The sequence below is a fragment of the Kitasatospora sp. NPDC051164 genome, assembly GCF_044455625.1.
Lineage (GTDB): Bacteria > Actinomycetota > Actinomycetes > Streptomycetales > Streptomycetaceae > Kitasatospora.
Genome location: NZ_JBITFB010000021.1, coordinates 76448 through 94938, shown reverse-complemented (window position 1 = coordinate 94938; position 18491 = coordinate 76448). Strand labels below are relative to the sequence as shown.

Here is an 18491-nt window from a genome sequence, read left to right as displayed (position 1 = left end):
TCAGACCTCCACGGTCGTGCCGGTCGCGGGCGCCGCCGGGTAGACGGCGGTGTAGTGGCGCTCGCGCTGCTGCGCGGCGTCGGCCCACGGTTCCGTCGTGCGGCTGCGGTAGTTGAAGACGAGTTCGGCCGGAGCGGCGCCGCCGTCCTCCGTGCTGCCGTCCGCCGCGTCGAGGTGGTCCACCGCCGCGATCATGCGGTCGATCGCGGCCGCGTCGGGGTGGTGGAACTTGTCGCCGTTGGTCGAGACGAGGAATCGGCGGGTGTCCAGCCGGGACAGCAGGCCGTCCGTGGTGTTGGCCGCACTGCCGTGGTGCGGGACCTTGAGGGCGCCGACCGTGAGCCTGGTCCCGCCGAGTTGCTTCAGCAGCCGGTCCAGACCGCGCCCGAGGACGTCCCCGTGGCTGTCGCCGGTGAGCAGCAGCCGGTGTCCGTCGTGCTCCAGCAGGAAGGCGATGCTCGAACCGTTCGGCACGGAGGTGTCGAGCCGTTCGCCGCCGAGGAGGTCGGTGGCGAGGCCGCGCAGGTTCTTCCGCTGGGCCAGGAGGGCGAGGGCCTGGTCGGGGTCGCCGGGGGTCATGCCGAGGCTCCTCACCGTCCGCCCCCACTCCCGCAGCAGCGCGTCCAGCTCGGGCCGGCCGGGGGAGAGCAGGGTCGCCCGGGCGCCGCCGGGCAGTTCGGCGGTCGGCAGCGCTCCCCGGTCGGCGAGGCAGAGGGCGGGCGGTGCCTTCCCCGCGCGGGGAAGCCCGAAGGCGGCGTTCCAGGAAAGTTTCTGACGGTCGATCAGTGCCTGGACCATCTCGCCCTGGGCGGCGCCGAGCAGGTCGGCCCGTTCGGATACCTGCGGCCAGCCGTTGAACCAGACGTCGTCGATCGCGAGGTTCAGCGCGGCGCGGTCCTGTAGGAGGCGGACGACGCCCTCGATGTGGTCGCCGTCCACATGGGTCACGACCAGGACGTCCAGGTGGCGGCTGCGGGCCGGCAGTGCCTTCACCCGGGCGAAGACCGCCGGGTAGACGGGGCTCGGGCCGCCGTCGACCAGCATGCGGTGGACGGCCGTTCCGCTGCCGGGCCATTCGACCCACAGTGCGTCGCCGTGTGCGGCGGGCAGCATCTCGATGGTGATCACGATCCGCCTCCCGGTGCGCCTTGAGGTGCGGCTTCCGGTGTGCCACCACCACCAACTCCACCTCCACCACCCCCACCGCCGACCGCTGCCGGCCCGTCGTCGGTCACTGGCGGTCGGTTGCCGACCAGCCAGCGGGCGTCGCCGAAGGCCACGACTGCCATGGCCAGCGTGCAACCCCGGAGGAGCAGCTGCCGCCGGATGTCGCGCACCAACTCGCCGATGGTCAGGTCCTCGCGGGTGTTCCCGGCGAGCATCACGCCGGCGATGCCCGCCATCACCGCCGCCTGGCGACCGAGGGTCGGTACCAGCGTCCCCACCACGACCGGGGCGCTCTTCTCCAGGAACCTCGCTGCCACGTTCTGCCAACTGACGTCCTCCTGGGCGGTGTTGCAGCCGAGCAGCATGACGACCGGGCCGACCTCGTGAGAGTGCAGGTCGGAGACGATGTCCCGGCGGTCGATCAGGAGCGACGGCAGTTTGCTCGCCCGGCCGATCTCCAGGACCGGGGTCGCCCCCTGGTCGTGTCCGTGGTGGGGAACGGCCAGCAGCAGCGGGGGACCTTCGGTCTTGACCACCTGCCGCCAGCGTTTCCAGCTGTCGGCCGTGTGCAGGGCGTCGGGTCCGAATGAGTCCAGCAGGGTGCCGACCGCGTGGTCCCGGTCCGCCTTGCGGACGATCCTGCTCGCCGCGAAGAGCGCGCCGTCGACCGGGCGCAGCGTGCTGCGGGTGCCCTGCGGGGCCTGTTCGACCACGCTGCGGTCGAGCTGGGCGCGCTCCACCCGGCGCTCGATCACCATGCGCAAGCCCCAGAAGCCGAGCGGGCAGATGGTCCTGCGGCTGAGGACGCCGGAGCGGTCCGGGCGGCGGCAGGAGCAGGTCCCGGTTTCGAGGGCGTGCTGCCAGCCGTCGCAGAGCTTGGCGGTGTCGGCGGGATACCCGTAGTCGTAGACGAACTCCAGCGGCCAGAGTTCGGCCGTCTCGGCCGACACCAGCTGGAGCGACGCGGCGTCCTTCAAACCGCTGCACCCCTGCTGCTCCAACTGCTGGTAGAGGGAGCTGCCCTGCTGGGCGAGGCCGCGGAGCAGGGCGACCGGTGTGGGTGAGCCGGGGCCGGGGCCGGGGCCGGTGGCGGGGCCGGTGGCGGCGGCGTCCTCGTTCACGGACTGGTTGAGCAGGCCCCGGATTCCGGCCCGGAACCGGTCGAGATCCGGGATCCGCACCGGGCCGTTCTCGCCGGTGCCGACCACCAGGACCTCGTCGCTCACGATCCGGATCGTCGCCGAGCGGGCGTCGGTTGCCGCGCTGTCGGCCGCGTCGCCCGCGCCCGCGCCCGCGCTCGCGTCGGTGTCGGTGTCGTCGTGCCGACTCGGCGGTTCGGCGAGCGAGTCGTACGCTTCGCCGTTGATCGCGATCTCCCGCCCGTCCACGGGGTCGTCGGACGCCGCGACCGGGCCGCTGATCACCAGCCGCTGCAGCTGGCGCTTGCGGTAGTAGACGCGCGCGGTGCACCGGATCTCCCGCTCCTGGGCGCCGACCGTCACCGGGAAGACGGCCTCGCTGGAGGCGCCCCGCCGGGGCAGGAAGACCTCCACGGGCTCGTGGAGGAGTGCCTGGTCCCGCTCCTCGTCGAAGGTGACCGTGAGGCGCGCCGCCCCGCCCCGGAACTCCAGGCCCTGCTCGGGGAACGCGGACGCCATCTGGTGCCACTCGGCGCTGTGCGGACCCACCCGGAGGTGGATCTCGTTCACCGCGCCGGCGTGGAAGGCGTGCAGGAGCCGGTTGCCCGTCTGCTGGTCGCTGACGAGTGCCTGGAGGTAGCGGTCGTTGGTCACGCCGGGCGCCGCTCCGGCCTGGCGGACCTCCCGGACGGCGTCGGCCACGACCCCGCCGAGTCGTATCCCGTTGAACCGGACGCCTGCGGCCGCGCGGCGGATCCGGTCGGTGAGGGCCGCGAGCGGCGGCCGCCGGTCGGAGAGACGGAGGTCGTCCGCCGCTTGCCCGCCGAGGCCACCGGCGTACGGCTCGGCCGAGCCACCGGCCGGCAGCTCGGCCGGCTCGACCGGGGGTGGCGGCACCGCGGGGGCCGGGGGTGGCTCGACCGCGGCCGCCAGGCCCTCGGCCACCGCGTGGTGCTCGGCGAGCCCGGGGTGGGCCACCGTCAGCCAGGAGCCGGCGCGGCCGGCCGCTTCGTCCAGGGCGAGGTTCTCGGAGAGATGGCGGACGAACCGGTCGAGCCAGTCGACCGCGCCGGTCGCCGAGAGGTCCGCGACGACCCAGCCGGAGGCGTCGAGCCTACGCGCGGCCGCGTCGAGTTGGGCCAGCTGGTGCGGGTCGGGCGGCTGTGGGGCGCACCAGGCCAGGCAGACGGCGCTGAGGCCGCCGCCGACCGTCAGCGCGTCGAACTCGGCGGCGCCGGAGACGGCCAGCACGTCGCAGTCCCCGTCCTGCTCGCCGAGGGTGTACACGTCGATGACCGGAGCTACCTCCGCGTCGTGGTCCAGCACGGCGAACAGGCCCTCGGCGGCCTCCGTCGTGACGGCGCAGAGGCGCAGCGGCCACTGCCAGCGGGGCTCCGGCTCCAGGGTGTCGTCCGCGATGAAGACCGCGCCGACCGCGGGACGGGCCTCGGCCAGGCGCGTCGCCAGCGCGTGCCGGCTCCGGTGGGGCACCCCGTACAGCGTGAGTCGCACCGGTCCGGCCGCGCTGCCCGCGGCCTCGAACCAGCTGTAGCCCAGTTTCACCTGCAGCCAGCTGTCCTCCGCGAGCCGCGACAGGAGGTCGGGGGACCAGTGCCACTGCCACGGCTGCGCGGAGTCCGGCAGGTCGCCTGGGTCGACGAAGTCGTTGTAGCCCCGCGATCCCGCCCCGGCCGCGACCGGCGGGTCCAGCACGCCCGCGACGGCGAGGGCCTCCGGGGCGATGGAGCGGATCTCGTTCAGCTGTGTCATGGGAGACCTCTGGAGTGTCTCCGGGGGGAGGTCGGCCACCGCTCAGGCCGGAACTCCCGACTCCTCCACTCTCCCACGAATCGGGCCCACCGGAGGGCCCGCCGGGGAAGGCCCGGTCGGCGGGCCGCCCGCCGCTGCCTGCGCGTGAGGGGTGGAGGTTTGACGTGCTGCCCGGGGAGTCTTGTATGGTTCCTCGCGAATCATCCAGAGGGGTGGAGGGACCGGCCCTACGAAGCCCCGGCAACTCCCCGGTCGACCGGCGTCCGAAGTACGCGCCGTGCCGTCCGGGATCAGTGCCAACTCCGGCCTGTCGCCACTGTGGCGCGGGAAAGATGAGGAGACACGGTGCTCTCTGTGCTGTCCTTCGCCCGGGCGCTTCCCGCCCCGGCCCTTTCGCGTACCCGTCTCGTGCCCGGCGCAGGCAATCGGCCGACTTCTTCTCCGGCCTGTCCTCGCTGACCACCCCCGCTCCCCGCCCGGAGCCTCCGTGAGCAGCGCCGACCCGCCGCTCACGGGATTTGAGACGGAGTATCCATTCCATGGACAACACGAGCGGCGTCGGTGTGCTCGACAAGGTCACCTCGATCCTTGCCACCCTGGAGGCCGGTCCCGCCACCCTGGCCGGACTCGTCGCCGCCACCGGCCTGGCGCGGCCCACCGCCCACCGGATCGCCGTGGCACTCGAACACCACCGCCTGGTCACCAGGGACATGCAGGGCCGGTTCATCCTCGGCCCGCGCGTCTCCGAGCTGTCGGCGGCCGCCGGCGAGGACCGCCTGCTGGCCGCCGCCGGCTCGGTCCTGACCCACCTGCGCGACGTCACCGGCGAGAGCGCCCAGCTCTACCGCAGACAGGGCGAGGTCCGGATCTGCGTGGCCGCCGCCGAGCGGCTCTCCGGCCTGCGCGACACCGTTCCGGTGGGCATCACCCTCCCCATGAAGGTCGGCTCCGCCGCCCAGGTCCTGCTCGCCTGGGAGGAACCCGAACGCCTCCACCGCGGCCTGCAGGGCGCCCGCTTCACCGCCACCGCGCTCAGCGGCGTACGGCGCCGCGGCTGGGCCCAGTCCATCGGCGAACGTGAACTCGGGGTCGCCTCCGTGTCCGCGCCCGTCCGCGGCCCGTCCAACCGGGTCGTCGCCGCGGTCTCGGTCTCCGGTCCGATCGAACGGCTCACCCGCCACCCCGGTGCCCAGCTCTCCCAGGCCGTCACCGAGGCGGCGCACCGCCTCACCGAAGCGCTACGCCACTCCTGACCGGGTTCGTCGGCCGCTCCTCCTCGCCCCGCTCCTCCCCGTCCCTCCCGCCGCCCGGCTCACGCCCGAGGCTGCAGGACGGGGAGGGAGGGGCGGGGGATCCGGCTGATCACCGAGCCGATCAGGGTGCCGATCGACACCCCGAACACCGCCGACACGGCCGCCAGCACCGGCTGCGCGCCGTTGCCGACCTCGATCTGCGCGGTGTTCAACAGGCCGAAGGAGCCCGGCACCACGATCCAGAACGCCGGAAGGTAGAGCACCTGCCAGAGCGGACCGCCCGGCACCCAGTGCACCAGGGTGGCCGCGACCGCGGCGGAGACCGCCCCGGCCAGGCCGCCGATCGCCGCGCCGTGCACCGATCCCACCACCACCTGGACGGTGACGCTGACCGCGATCACCGCGACGATCCACGGGATCGCCGAGGGCGGCGTGTTGACGTTGACCACCACACCGGCCACGGCGATCGCCAGACCCAGCCCGATCACCCACCAACTCGGCTTGACCACCTGCACATTGGCCAGCGCCGTGGCCGGCATGCCGATCGCGCTCGCGGCCGCCGCCACCCCGGCGAGGAACAGCGCCAGCTGCACCGCGCCGGACACCAGCCGGGCCGTACCCGCGCTGGCCGCACCCGCGGCGATCTCCGACAACCCGGTGACCAGCAGCCCGCCCGGCAGCAGGATCGCCAGCGTTGCCACGATCGTCCGCAACGAGCCGTCCAGCAGCGAGGCCCGCGCGAGCGACAGGACCAGCAGTGCGACCAGGAACCCGGCTGTGACGGGCAGCAGCGGCCGCAGGTACGGCAACCGCCGTGCGAGCACGGTCAGCCCCGCCACGACCAACGATCCGAGCCCGGCCGCCAGCACGTTCGCCGCGACCGGCTGCAGGAAGAGGCAGACCCCCACCCCGACCGGCAGCGCCCCGAGGTCCGCCACCCACGCCGGCCAGCGGGCCGGCGCCCGCCGGATCCCGTCCAGCTCGGCGAGCGCCCGGGGCCCGTCGAGCTCACCCGCGCGCAGCCGGTGCACCAGATGGAGGACGGCGGCCGTCTGCTCGAACCGCAGCGCGGCGCCGACCGGCTGGAACCGGGTGGCCTCGTCCGCGCCCAGGGCGACGAACAGCCCGTTGGTCAGGGCCGCGACCCGCGCCTGCGGAGCCCCCAGCGCCCGCCCCAGCCCGCGGAGCTCCTCCTCGACCTCATGGACGGGCAGACCGCCGCCCAACAGGGCCTCACCCAGTTCGAGCAGCAGCCGCAGGAGCGGGTCGGGCGGGGCGCCGGCGCCCTGGACCGATGGAGACTTGCTAAACATGGCAGGTATCGTCCCATCCCGCCCGGTTCGGTCCGCCTGTGCCCCGGTCTGTGCGCTTCCCCAGCGATCACCGCCCGGCCGGGCGCGCGCCGACCCCGGCGGACTCCCGCGCCTCGGCCACCACGTGCACCTCGTGGACGGCGTTCCGGTCCCCGGTGAGCGGCTGGACCCGCCCGGCGGAGTCGGTGGCCCGGCAGCGGACGCGGTGCGGGCCCGGGGCGAGGTCGCACCGCAGGCGGAAGCGCTGCCAGGTGGGGTCGGGGCCGCGCCCGTCCAGGGCGGCGGGCTGCCAGTCGGCGTCGTCCACGGCGACCTCGACGGCCGTCACCTCGGTGGAACTCCAGGCGTAGCCCGCCACTTCACAGCTCCCGGCCGGAACGGACTGCCCGTCCCGCAGGGTGAGCAGCTTGCTGCTGACGTCCTTCTCGCGGACCGGCTGAGCCTCGCTCTCGCCGGGCAGCGTGCGGACGTACAGGCGGGTGGTGAAGAGGTGCTCGGGGCGGTCGGCGGCCAGCACGATCCTGGTCAGCCACTTGACCGAGTTGGTGCCGAACATCCGCGGCGCCACCGCCCGCAGCGGGTACCCGTGGTCGGGGGGCAGCGGCTCGCCGTTCATGGTGTGCGCGAGGAACACCTCGGAGCCCGCCTGGTCGAGGGGCAGGTCCTTGAGGTAGTTCACGCCGCTCTCGCCCGCGAAGGCGCCGTGGTCGGCGCCCTCCAGCCAGACGTGCCGGGCCTCCGGGCGCGGACCGGCGAGGTCCAGCACGGCGGCGAGCGGGACGCCGACCCACTCCACGTTGGTGACGGCGCGGGTCGGCACGTGGGGGCGCAGCGGGTTGCCGAAGCACTCGTGGACGGCGGTGAAGCGGGTCTGTGGCAGGCCCCGGAGCGCGTGCAGGTCGAGCCGCAGGGGCCGCTCGACCAGGCCCTCGACGGTGAGCGAGAAGGTCGCCGCCTCGAGCCGCGGGTGCGGCCCGAGGTGGTTGCGGATGAAGACGTCCTCGACCGGGGTGATGAAGAGGTCGGGCGTCTCCGGGTCTGTCCTGAACATGCGTCACACTCTCGGATCGGCAGCGTTGTCACCGGGACCGACCGTACAAGGAGGGACTGACAGTCGGGCGGGATGTGAGGCCGGGGTGAAGGTCGCGGGTGGGGCCGGTGATCGATCGTTGATCGGGCGTAGACGGCGAGCCTGGAGCATCGGGAACCGGAGGGAACCGGTTCGGAGGCCACAGCCTGACCACCGGGGCTCGTACGGCCGAACCACGGGCCGCGCGGGTGCCCAGTGCTGCTGCCGCCGCCGGCCCGACCTCAGGAGCAGTCCGGACCACGAAGGGCAGACGAGGCATGGACGGCGGGCAATCGGTGCAAGCGGTGAGAACGGCGGCGGGCTTCGGCGAGCTGCTGCGGCTACGGCGCGAGCGGATCGGGCTGACGCAGCAGTGCCTGGCCGACCACGCGACCCTCAGTGTGCGGGCGATCCGGGACATGGAGAGCGGCCGGGTGCGCCGGCCCCGCAACGAGACCGTCCGGCTGCTGGCGGACGCGCTGCGGCTGGAAGGCCGCAGCCGGACGGACTTCGAGGAGGCCGCCCGCCGGCACCAGCTCGCCGCCGAGTCGGTGGCCGAGCCGGCCGCCCCGCCGGTGCCGCGCGGGGCGATCGTCGGCCGGGAGATGGAGACCGAGGTACTGGCCGACGCCTTCGCCGTGCACGGGGACCGGCTGGTCTCGCTGGTGGGACTCGGCGGGGTGGGCAAGACCCGGCTCGCGCTGGAGGTGGCCCGCCGGCTGCACCTGTCCGCCCGCTGGTCGGTGCGGTGGGTGGACTGCGGCGGTGGCCCGCAGCCCTGGCGCGGCCTGCTGGAGGACATCGTCCGGCACATCGGCGACCGGCCCGCCCTGCTGGTGCTGGACGGCGCCGACGGCGGGGTGGACGCCGGGCAGTTGGACGGGCTGTTCCACCACTGCCCCGGGCTGCGGGTGCTGATCACCGCCCGGGAGGCCCGGCCGCTGCCCGGAGGCCAGGTCATCCCGCTCGCGCCGCTGCCCGTCCCGGCCCCCGAACTCGACACCGATCCGGAGGCATTGGCGCAGGTCGGCGCCGTCCGGCTGCTGCTCTCGCACCTGTGCCGGCTGCGCCCCGGCTACACCCTGGAGCGCTCCGAGGCGCCCGCGGTCGCCGAGCTCTGCCGCCACCTGGACGGCCTGCCGGGCGCGTTGGAGCGCGCGGCGGGGTGGGCGCTGGTGCAGTCCACCGCCCAGCTGGTGGCCCGGCTGGGGGCCGTCCCGTTCACGCTCGCGGCGCCGCCGCTGGTGTTCGGCGCGCGCGGTGACGTGCGGGACGAGGTGGAGCCGGCCATCCGGACACTGTCGGAGCGTCAGCGCGCCCTGCTGGCGGTGCTCGTGGACGAGCCCGGGGACTGGTCGGGGGAGGACGCGGCGGCGCGCAGCGGCTGGGCGCTGCAGACCTGCCTGGCGACGGTGCACGAACTGCTGTCCCGCGGGCTGATCCGCAGTGTGCCCGCCCGTGACGGCGTGCGCTTCACGGTGCTGAACCTGTGCCGGCGCCTCGTCCGGGAGGAGCCCGGACTCCGGCTTCCGACGGCCGGGGACGTCCCACTGCTGGCCGTCGCGGGCTGAACCGCCGTGAGCCGGCGGGCTGACGATGCGGTGACTCCCCGGCCGGGCATCCGCCGGCGTCGATTCTGCCGCTTTTTGCCGCACGAGCTGCCGCTTGCCGGGCCCCGTCGTTCCTAACGTTCTTGGTGGGGCTGGGCCGTCGCCGACGACGCGCCGGAATTCCCGGGCCGCCGGCCGGGGCGTCGGCGGAATTCCATCGACGATCTCTACCGATGAGGGCTGAGTTGTGGTGCACGGAAATGCCGAACGGGGCGGACTGGACGTCGTCGTGACGACGATGGCCTCGGATTCGCACACCTGGAACCTGGTGTTCCTGCAGTTCCTGCTGGAGGAAATGGGGCACCGGGTGACGAATCTGGGCGCATGCGTCCCGGACGCGCTGCTGCTCTCCGAATGCCGCCGGATCGAGCCGGACCTGATCGTGATCAGCAGCGTCAACGGGCACGGCCACCAGGAGGGTCTGCGGGTCATCCCGGCCCTGCGCGCCTGCCCGGACCTGCGGCGCACACCGACCGTCATCGGCGGCAAGCTCGGCATCGCCGGAGCCGACGACCCTGACCGCGAGCGGACGCTGCTCGCGGCCGGCTTCGACGCCGTCTTCGAGGAGGGCTCCTCGGTGGCCGGGTTCCGTGAGTTCGTCGACGGCCTGCACTCCCGGGTCCTGCTGTGACGAGCTTCGGCGCGTTCGTGGCCCAGGCCGCGGAGGCCGGCGCCCTGGTGGTCCAGCCCCGGATGGGCATGGCGGCGGCGGCCTCGATGCGGGCGGGCCTGCTCGCCACCCGGGGGGCGTCCGCCGTCACCGTCGGCACCATCACCCTGGACAGTTACACCCGCACCGGCGACCTCGACGCCGCGCGCCGCGCCCTGGCCGTCGGGGCGGGTCTCAACGGCTACCCGATCGCCACCCACCCGGTCGACGTCACCCGGGCGGTCCTGCGCGGGGTCGCGGACGCGGGCTTCCCGGTGCAGGTCCGGCACGGCTCGGCCTCGCCGGAACGGATCTTCGAAGCACTGCTGGCAGCCGGCCTGGACGCCACCGAGGGCGGACCGGTCTCCTACTGCCTGCCGTACGGCCGCACCCCGCTCCACGAGGCGGTGGCCTGCTGGCGGCGCAGCTGCGAACTCCTCTCCGCCACCCGGGAGTTCGGCGCCGAACCGCACCTGGAGACCTTCGGCGGCTGCATGATGGGCCAGCTCTGCCCGCCTTCGCTGCTGATCGCCATCAGCGTGCTGGAGGCGCTGTTCTTCCGCCAGCACGGCCTGCGCAGCATCTCGCTCAGCTACGCCCAGCAGACCAACGCGCGCCAGGACGAGGAGGCGCTGGCCGCGCTCGGCCGGATCGCCGGCGAACTGCTCGCGGACGTCGACTGGCACCTCGTGGTGTACGCGTACATGGGCGTGTACCCGCGCTCGCCCGGTGGCGCGCGGCTGCTGCTGGAGGACGCCGCGCGGCTCGCCGTGCGCGGCGGCGCCGCCCGGCTGATCGTCAAGACCTCCGCCGAGGCGCACCGCATCCCGACCGTCGCCGAGAACGTCCGGGCGCTGGAGACCGCCGCCGCGGCCGCCGCGGCGGAGCGCGCCCGCCCACGGCCCACCGAGCCGCCGGACACCGGGGTCGAGGCCGAGGCCAGGGCGCTGATCGGCGCGGTGCTCGACCTGGACGCCGACCTCGGGCGGGCCCTGGTGCGGGCGTTCGCGGCCGGCTACCTCGACGTGCCGTACTGCCTGCACCCCGACAACGCCGGGCGGACGCGCAGCTCGCTGGACCCGGACGGGCGGCTGCAGTGGTCCGCCGTCGGCTCGATGCCGATCGCCGGGCTCGTCGAGGGCGGCCGCCCGCCCATCCTCGGCTCGGCGGGGCTGCTGGCCGCCCTCTCCCACGTCCAGCGGCGCTACGACGGCCGGGACCCGCGGGCGGCCGAGCCACCCGTACCCCGGGGCCTTCCCGCCGTGCGCTGAACCGGCCGAGCACCGACGCTTCCCGACACCAGACCCTCCCCGAGAGAACAGGACCCCGACCATGCCCGACTCCACGCCTCTGCCCGACTCCACGCCCATGCCCCCGACCGATCCGGGCCGCCACCTGACCGCGCCGGCCACCCGCAGCGCGCTCCGCGTCCAGCAGCAACTGCTGAGCGCGGCCCGCGAGTTCCTGCGCGGTCGGGGCTTCGTCGAGCTGCTGCCGCCGATCATCGGCCCGGTGACCGATCCCGGCGCGCGCGGTTCCAAGCAGGTGGACATCGACTTCTACGGTCACCGCTACAAGCTGATGACCAGCGCGATCCTGTACAAGCAGGCCTCGCTGCTCGCCTTCGACAAGATCTTCTGCATCGCCCCGAACGTCCGCCTGGAACCGCTGGAGACCGCCGGGACGAGCCGGCACCTGGCCGAGTTCCACCAGTTGGACGTGGAGGTCGCCGGCGCGAGCCGGGACGACGTCGTCCAGCTGGCCGAGGACCTGGTGGTGCACATGGTCGACAGCGCGGTGCGCGAGCTGCCCAAGGAGTTCGCCGAACTCGGCCGGGATCCGCAGGCGTTCGCCGAACTCCTGAAGGGCTCCTTCGGGCGGATCCGGCACGCGGAGGCGGTCGCCGAACTGCGGGGCATCGGACACCCGCAGAGCGCCGAGGCCGAACTCGACTGGGAGGGTGAGGCGTTGCTGTCGGCCCGGCGCGACCGCCCGTTCTTCGTCACCGACTACCCGAAGGGCTCGCGGGGCTTCTACGACCGCGAGCACCCGGACGACCCGGGCCTGCTGCGCAACTTCGACCTGCTCGCACCCGAGGGCTACGGCGAGCTGTGCAGCGGCAGCCAGCGCACCAACGACTACGCCGAGATCGTCACCCGGATGCGGGAGACCGGCGAGAACCCGCAGAAGTACCGCTGGTACCTGGACCTGGTGCGCGAGGGCGTGCCGGCCAGTGCGGGCTTCGGCATCGGCGTCGAGCGGCTCACCCGCTACGTCGCCGGGCTGGACGCCGTCTGGCAGGCCAGTGCGTTCCCCAAGCTCGCCGGGGTGGTGTCCCCGTGAGCGACCTGAGTGCACCCGGCTTCCCGGAGGAGGAGGTCCGGCGCCGGGCCCGCGCCGGGGCGGCCGCGGCGTTCCCGCCCGCCGAGGAGTACGGGCACGTGCTGTTCGGCGCCGGTCAACCCGACGCGACGGGCCGGCCCCCCCGGCCGGACGCCCTGGACGAGCTGCGGATCGTCCCACCGCTGTTCCTGCCGCAGCGGCTCGCCAAGCTGATCGACCTGGGCCGCGAGCCCGACTACCGGGACGTCGAACTCGCCACCACCATCGGGGGGTTCGCCTCCGCACTGCCGGTGTACGTCTCCGCGACCGGGTCCACCCGGGCGGCCGGCGGCGACCTGGGGCTGGCCCTCAGCCGGCAGGCCGGGGCACTCGGGATCCCGATGGTGATCGGCGAGAACGTGGTGCCGGTCAACGGCTACGGCCGGCTCGGCGAGGCGGCCGACCGCACGCTGCTCGGCCGGCTGCGCGCCTACACCGAGGAACTCCCGGACGGGCTCGGCGGTGTGGCCGTCCAGCAGAGCACCGAGGACGCCGACGCCGAGGTGTGGAACCTCGTCCACAGCGACCCGGCCGCCCTGCCACTGCTCGAATCCGGGCGCCTGGCCTTCGAGTTGAAGGTCGGGCAGGGCGCCAAGCCGGGCCTGGGCGGGATGACCGTGCTGGAGGCCGAGGCCGCTGCCGCGCTCGGTGACCGCTTCGGGCTGGACCCGTTGTTCGGCGACGGGCGGGTGCTGCGCGCCGCGACCCCGGGCACCTTCACCGCGGAGATCCTGCGCCAGCAGATCCGGCTGATGCGCAACAACTACCCGCGGGTACGGATCTGGGTGAAGCTCTACCCCGGCCGGGACGTGGCCGAGGCCGCCCGGGTGGCGCACGAGGCGGGCGCGCACGCCGTCGTGGTGGACGGCGCGGAGGGCGGCACCGGCTGGGCGCCCGGGGTGTTCCTGCCGCACGTCGGGCTGCCGCTCGCGGAGTGCCTGCGCCGGCTGGCGGCCGAGCCGCCGCCCTCCCTGCTGGTCTCCGGACGGATCTGGGAAGGCGCCCGGGCGGTCAAGAGCCTGGCGCTGGGCGCCCGGGCGGTGGGCCTCGGACGGGCGGCGCTGCTGGCCGTCGCGGAGGACCGGGAATCCGGGCTCCGACGTTTCACGGAATGCCTGGCATTGGAACTCCGGCTGCTGATCAGCGCGCTCGGAAAATACGCTCCGGACGCCCTCGACCGGGAGGACGTCTGGTCCCCGGAGGGCTTTGGAATCACCCCCGGCCGGTAGCTCTGGCCTGCTCGGAAAGCGGCATGATGAAACTGCCGATTTCCTTCCTCTCATTCTGCCGATAGGGCCGTCGCATTCCCCCTATCGTCGCTCTCGTCGCCGATTTCTCTCACGATCTGGGGTTGGATGATGTCCTCGCGCGGTTTCCCCATCGAATCCACGATGCCCGAATCCACGACGTCCGCACTAGCGACGTCCGAATTCGCGACGCCCGAATTCCCGGCGTCCGCATTCGCGCCGTTCGCCTCCGCCGTCCACCGCTTCCCGGAGCGGCCGGCCGTCCGGACCGGCGGCCGGACCGTCAGCTACCGGGAGCTGGACGGCCTGACCGCCGCCCTCGCGGCCAGGCTCGCCCCCGGGCGGACGGTCGCCGTCACCGGCCGCGACCGGCTGGACCACGTGGTCGCGTTGCTGGCGGTCCTGCGGGCCGGCGCCACCTACCTGCCGCTGGACCGCACCGCCCCCGAGGAGCGCAACCGCTGGATCGCCGAGGACGCCGGGGCCTCCCTCGCCCTCGCCGGCGAGGAACTCACGGAGCTGACCGGGCTCACCGGCGAGACGGGCGCCGGCGCCGGCTACGTCATCTACACCTCCGGCACCACCGGCCGCCCCAAGGGCGTGCACGTTCCGCCGACCGCGCTCACCGGCCACCTGGACGCCGTGGTGGAGGCCTTCGGCCTCACCGAGCGGGACGTGGTGCTGCAGTTCGCCCGCCCGACCGTGGACGTGGCGGTGGAGCAGGTGCTCGGCGCTCTGTCCGCCGGGGCTTGCCTGGTCCTCCCCGAGCAGCAACTGCTGTCCCCGGCCGAGCTGTTGGACCTGCTGGACGCCGAGGGCGTCACGGTCGCCAACCTGGCCGCCGGCTACTTCCAGGACGTGGTGGCGGCCCTGGGCGGCCGGGTGCCGCGCACCCTGCGGCTGATGATCTCGGGCAGCGACAAGCTGGAGCCCGCCACCGCCGCCGTCTGGTGGGCGGCGACCGGGGTGCCGCTGCTGAACGCGTACGGGCCGACCGAGACCGTCGTCACCGCCACCACCCACCGGATCTCCGGCGAGCAGGAGCAGCCGGCGGCCCGGGTGCCGATCGGCACCGCGCTCGGCGCCCGGCGGCTCTACGTCCTGGACGAGCGGCTGCGGCCGGTGGCGCCCGGCGAGTCGGGCGAACTGTACGTCGGCGGCCCGCTGTTGGCCTCCGGCTACCTGGGCCGTCCCGGCCTCACCGCGGACCGCTTCGTCGCGGACCCGTTCGCGGACCGGTCCGCGGACCAGGACGGAACCCCGGGCGCACGGATGTACCGCACCGGCGACGTGGTGCGCCGGACGGCCGAGGACGGACCGCTGGAGTTCCTCGGACGCGGCGACCACCAGGTGAAGATCCGCGGCTTCCGGGTCGAGCCCGGCGAGATCGAGCAGGTGCTGGCCGGGTATCCCGGCGTCACCGGCTGCGTCGTGGTGGCGTACGAGGGCCGGCTGGCCGGGTACGTGACCGGCGCCGCGCCGCGGTACGCCGAGGCCCGGGCCTGGCTGGCCGAGCGGCTGCCGGAGCACATGGTCCCGGCGACGCTCACCGCCCTCGAGGCGTTCCCGCTGACCGCCGGCGGCAAGGTGGACCGCGGGGCGCTGCCTGAGCCGCAGGCCGCGCCGGAGGGCAAGCCGGCCGGCCGCCCGCCGCGCACCCCCGCCGAGCAGCTGATCGCGGCGGTGTGGGCGGACGTGCTCGGGGTGCCGGAGGTCGGGGCCGACGACAACTTCTTCCACCTGGGCGGCGATTCGCTGACCGCCGTACGCGTGGTGGGCCGGGTCTTCGACGTCTTCGGCATGATCTCGCCGTACACCATCTTCGACGCGCCGACGCTGGCCGAGTTCGCCGCTGCGGTGACCTCCTCGGCGCGCGGCGAGCGTCCGGAGCTGACGAGGTCGGGTGCCGTCGAGGCCCCGCTGTCCAAGTTCCAGCGCGGCCTCTGGTTCCTCGACCAGTGGAACCCGGACGCGCCGACCTATGTCGTGCCCTGGGTGTTCCGCTTCACCGGGCCGGTCGACCCCGAGCTGCTGCGGCGGGCACTGGCGGGGGTGGTCGAGCGGCACGAGAGCCTGCGGACGACCTTCGAGCTCGCCGAGGACGGACCGCGCCAGGTCGTCCACCCGGCCGTGGAGCTGCCGTTCACGCTCACCGAGACCACCGCCGACCGGGTGGACGACCTGGTCGCCGAGGCCGCGCTGGAGCCCTTCGACCTGGCGGCCGGGCCCCTGGTGCGGGCGCGGGTCTTCCGGGCCGGCGGGGCGACCACCCTGCTGCTGCTCCTCCACCACATCGTCTGGGACGAGGGCTCGCTGGCCGTGCTCGAGGCCGAACTCCAGGAACTGTACGCTGCGTTGGCCGAGGGCCGCCCGGCCGAGCTGCCGGAACTCGCCGTCCAGTACGCCGACTACGCCGCCTGGCAGTACCAGGACGACACCGCCGATCGCCAACTCGACTACTGGCGCGATCAGTTGCGTGACGCTCCGACCGCCCCGGCGCTGGCGCCGGAGCACCCCCGGCCCGAGGAGCAGGCCTTCCGCGGCGCCTTCCACCGGTTCGCGATGCCGGCCCCGGTGGGCGAGGCCGTCCGGGCGCTCGCCCGCAGCGAGGACGCCACCCCGTTCATGGTGCTGCTCGCCGGACTGGCGCTCACCCTGCACCGCCGCTCCGGGCAGCGTGACCTGGTCCTCGGCTCGCCGGTGAACGTCCGCGGCCGGGCCGAACTCGACGGCCTGATCGGCTACTTCGTCAACCTGCTGCCGCTGCGGCTGAAGCTGGAGGAGGGCGCGTCCTTCCGCGAGCTGGTCCGGCACGTGCGCGAGGTGTCGATCGGCGGTTACCGGCACCAGGAGGTGCCCTTCGACGACATCGCGAACGCCGTGCTCGACGAACGCCCCGAGGACCGCAACCCGCTCTGCCAGGTCCTGCTGGAGCTGCACCCGCTGGACAGCCGGCCGTTCACGGTCGGCGGCCACGAGGTCACCCGCGCACTGCACTCCAACCCGGTCTCCCGCTTCGACCTGTCCGTCTCGGTGGACGACCGCGGCACCGGCTTCACCGGCCGCTTCGAGTACGACAGCGACCTCTTCGGCGCCGCCACGATGGCCGGCCTGTGCGAGGAGTGGCTGGGCACCCTGGCCGCCGCCGTCGAGGTGCCGGTGCACGCCCTGTTCGAGGCACAGGCCGCCCGCACCCCGCGGGCCACCGCCCTGATCTCCGGCGAACGGACCGTCGGGTACGGCGAGTTGAACGCCGCCGCGAACCGGCTCGCCCGCCACCTGGTGGGCCTGGGCATCGGCCGCGGCGACACCGTCGCCGTGCTGGCCGACCGCGGGCCCGACCTGGTCACCGCACTGCTGGCGGCACTCAAGACCGGCGCCGCCTACACCCTGCTCGACCCGGACTTCCCGGCCGAGCGGCTGGCCGGCGCGGTCGCCGACACCGGCGCCGCCACGGTGGTCACCCACCGGCACGCCACCGTGCCGTTCGCCGTCCGCAGTCAGGTGGACCTGGACGCCTCGGCCGCCGAACTCGCCCGCCACCCGGCGCACGACCTCGGCCTGCCGGTCGACGGCGCCGACCTCGCCTGCGTGATGTTCACCTCCGGCTCCACCGGCCGCCCCAAGGGCGTGGCCGTCCCGCACCGGGCGCTCACCACCACCTACCTCGGCCAGGACTACGCCCGCTTCGGCCCGGAGGAGGTCTGGCTGCAGTGCTCGCCGGTCTCCTGGGACGCCTTCGCGCTGGAACTGTACGGCGCCCTGTGCTTCGGCGCGGCCTGCGTCCTGCAGCCCGGCCAGCGGCCGGACCCACAGACCATCGCCGAGCTGACCCGCCGCCACGGCGTCACCCGCCTCCAGCTCTCCGCGAGCCTGTTCAACTTCCTGCTGGAGGAGTTCCCGGAGACCTACGACGGCCTGGGGCTCGCCTTCACCGCCGGCGAGCGGGCCTCCGTCACCCACGTGGCCAAGGCCCTGGAGAACCACCCGGGCCTGGTGGTCGCCAACGGCTACGGCCCGGTCGAGAGCCTCGGCCTGACCACCTGCCACGAGGTCACCCCCGCCGACGTCACCGGCGGCTCCGTGCCGATCGGCGTCGCGCTGCGCGGCAAGGGCATACACGTCCTGGACGAGCTGCTGCGCCCCGTCGAGCCCGGCGTCACGGGGGAGCTGTACGCCTCCGGCGGCGGCCTCGCCCACGGCTACCTCGGCCGGCCCGGCCTGACCGCCGAACGCTTCGTCGCCTCCCCGTTCGGCGCCCCCGGCGATCGCCTCTACCGCACCGGCGACCTCGGCTACGTCAACGCCGAGGGCCTGCTGGAGGTCACCGGCCGGATCGACGACCAGATCAAGATCCGCGGCTTCCGGGTCGAGCCCGGCGAGATCGAGGACGCGCTCACCCGCCACCCGGCCGTCCAGGAGGCCGTCGTCACCGTACACGAGCCCGCCCCGGGGGACCGCCGGCTCGCCGCCTACGTCACCGTCGGCGCCGACGCCCCCGCCCCGGACGCCCTGCTCGACCACCTGGCCGCCCTGCTGCCCGAGCACATGGTGCCCGCCACCCTCGACGTCCTGGAGGCCCTGCCGCTCAACCACAACGGCAAGGCGGACCGGAAGGCGCTGCCCGCCCCCGCCGGGCGCCGGGCCGCCGCCGCCGACCCGCTGACCGAGGCCGAACGGCTGGTCGCCGAGGCGATGCGCGAGGTGCTCGAACTCGCCGAGGTCGGCCGCGAGGACAACTTCTTCCGGATCGGCGGCAACTCGCTGGCCGCCGTCCGGGTCGCGATGCGGCTGTCCCGGGAGACCGGCACCCGCGTCCCCCCGCAACTGGTCTTCCGGGCCAGGACCGTGAGCGCCATCGCCGAACGGCTGGCCGCCCGATGACGGACCGT

At 74.2% G+C, this 18491-nt stretch carries 11 protein-coding genes and 1 riboswitch; of the genes, 7 read left to right on the top strand and 4 right to left on the bottom strand.

Annotated elements, in window-relative coordinates:
• Both ACIBEC_RS29070 and ACIBEC_RS29065 read right to left on the bottom strand, forming a co-directional pair.
• Window positions 1-1128, bottom strand: coding sequence for an MBL fold metallo-hydrolase (locus ACIBEC_RS29070; protein ID WP_360498977.1), 1128 nt, complete (start codon window positions 1126-1128; stop codon window positions 1-3).
• Window positions 1125-4076 carry a hypothetical protein gene (locus ACIBEC_RS29065; protein ID WP_360498979.1) on the bottom strand — a complete coding sequence of 984 codons (2952 nt, stop codon included), beginning with the start codon at window positions 4074-4076 and terminating at the stop codon, window positions 1125-1127. Before ACIBEC_RS29065 ends, ACIBEC_RS29070 begins: the two co-directional genes overlap by 4 nt.
• Before the next feature lie 197 nt (window positions 4077-4273).
• Window positions 4274-4415: riboswitch (SAM riboswitch) on the top strand.
• Between the two features lie 200 nt (window positions 4416-4615).
• On the opposite strand from ACIBEC_RS29065, the gene ACIBEC_RS29060 reads away from it, so the two are divergent.
• Complete coding sequence (locus ACIBEC_RS29060) at window positions 4616-5329, top strand: IclR family transcriptional regulator (protein ID WP_360498981.1); 714 nt, start codon at window positions 4616-4618, stop codon at window positions 5327-5329.
• Between the two features lie 59 nt (window positions 5330-5388).
• On the opposite strand, the gene ACIBEC_RS29055 is transcribed toward ACIBEC_RS29060, so the two are convergent.
• Both ACIBEC_RS29055 and ACIBEC_RS29050 read right to left on the bottom strand, forming a co-directional pair.
• Window positions 5389-6642, bottom strand: coding sequence for a threonine/serine exporter family protein (locus ACIBEC_RS29055; protein ID WP_360498982.1), 1254 nt, complete (start codon window positions 6640-6642; stop codon window positions 5389-5391).
• Window positions 6643-6709: 67 nt separating this feature from the next.
• Entirely contained in the window at window positions 6710-7693 is a 984-nt protein-coding gene (locus ACIBEC_RS29050; protein WP_360498984.1) for a molybdopterin-dependent oxidoreductase, read from the bottom strand.
• A gap of 323 nt (window positions 7694-8016) precedes the next feature.
• Here ACIBEC_RS29050 and ACIBEC_RS29045 point away from each other — a divergent pair, with 323 nt between their 5' ends.
• From ACIBEC_RS29045 to ACIBEC_RS29020, 6 genes are all read left to right on the top strand, one after another.
• On the top strand, window positions 8017-9282 hold the full coding sequence (locus ACIBEC_RS29045; RefSeq protein ID WP_360498986.1) for a helix-turn-helix domain-containing protein: 1266 nt from the start codon (window positions 8017-8019) through the stop codon (window positions 9280-9282).
• A gap of 277 nt (window positions 9283-9559) precedes the next feature.
• Window positions 9560-9952: a cobalamin B12-binding domain-containing protein gene (locus tag ACIBEC_RS29040; protein WP_396289249.1), complete on the top strand. Its 393-nt coding sequence runs from the start codon at window positions 9560-9562 to the stop codon at window positions 9950-9952.
• Entirely contained in the window at window positions 9949-11241 is a 1293-nt protein-coding gene (locus ACIBEC_RS29035) for a methylaspartate mutase (RefSeq protein WP_360498988.1), read from the top strand. Before ACIBEC_RS29040 ends, ACIBEC_RS29035 begins: the two co-directional genes overlap by 4 nt.
• 61 nt (window positions 11242-11302) lie before the next feature.
• A complete protein-coding gene (locus tag ACIBEC_RS29030) occupies window positions 11303-12313 on the top strand; it encodes an asparagine synthetase A (protein ID WP_360498990.1) in 1011 nt (336 codons plus the stop codon).
• Window positions 12310-13581: a glutamate synthase-related protein gene (locus tag ACIBEC_RS29025; protein ID WP_360498992.1), complete on the top strand. Its 1272-nt coding sequence runs from the start codon at window positions 12310-12312 to the stop codon at window positions 13579-13581. The genes ACIBEC_RS29030 and ACIBEC_RS29025 overlap by 4 nt, the downstream gene beginning before the upstream one ends.
• A gap of 162 nt (window positions 13582-13743) precedes the next feature.
• Window positions 13744-18483, top strand: coding sequence for an amino acid adenylation domain-containing protein (locus ACIBEC_RS29020; RefSeq protein ID WP_360498994.1), 4740 nt, complete (start codon window positions 13744-13746; stop codon window positions 18481-18483).
• The last annotated feature ends 8 nt before the right edge of the window (window positions 18484-18491 follow it).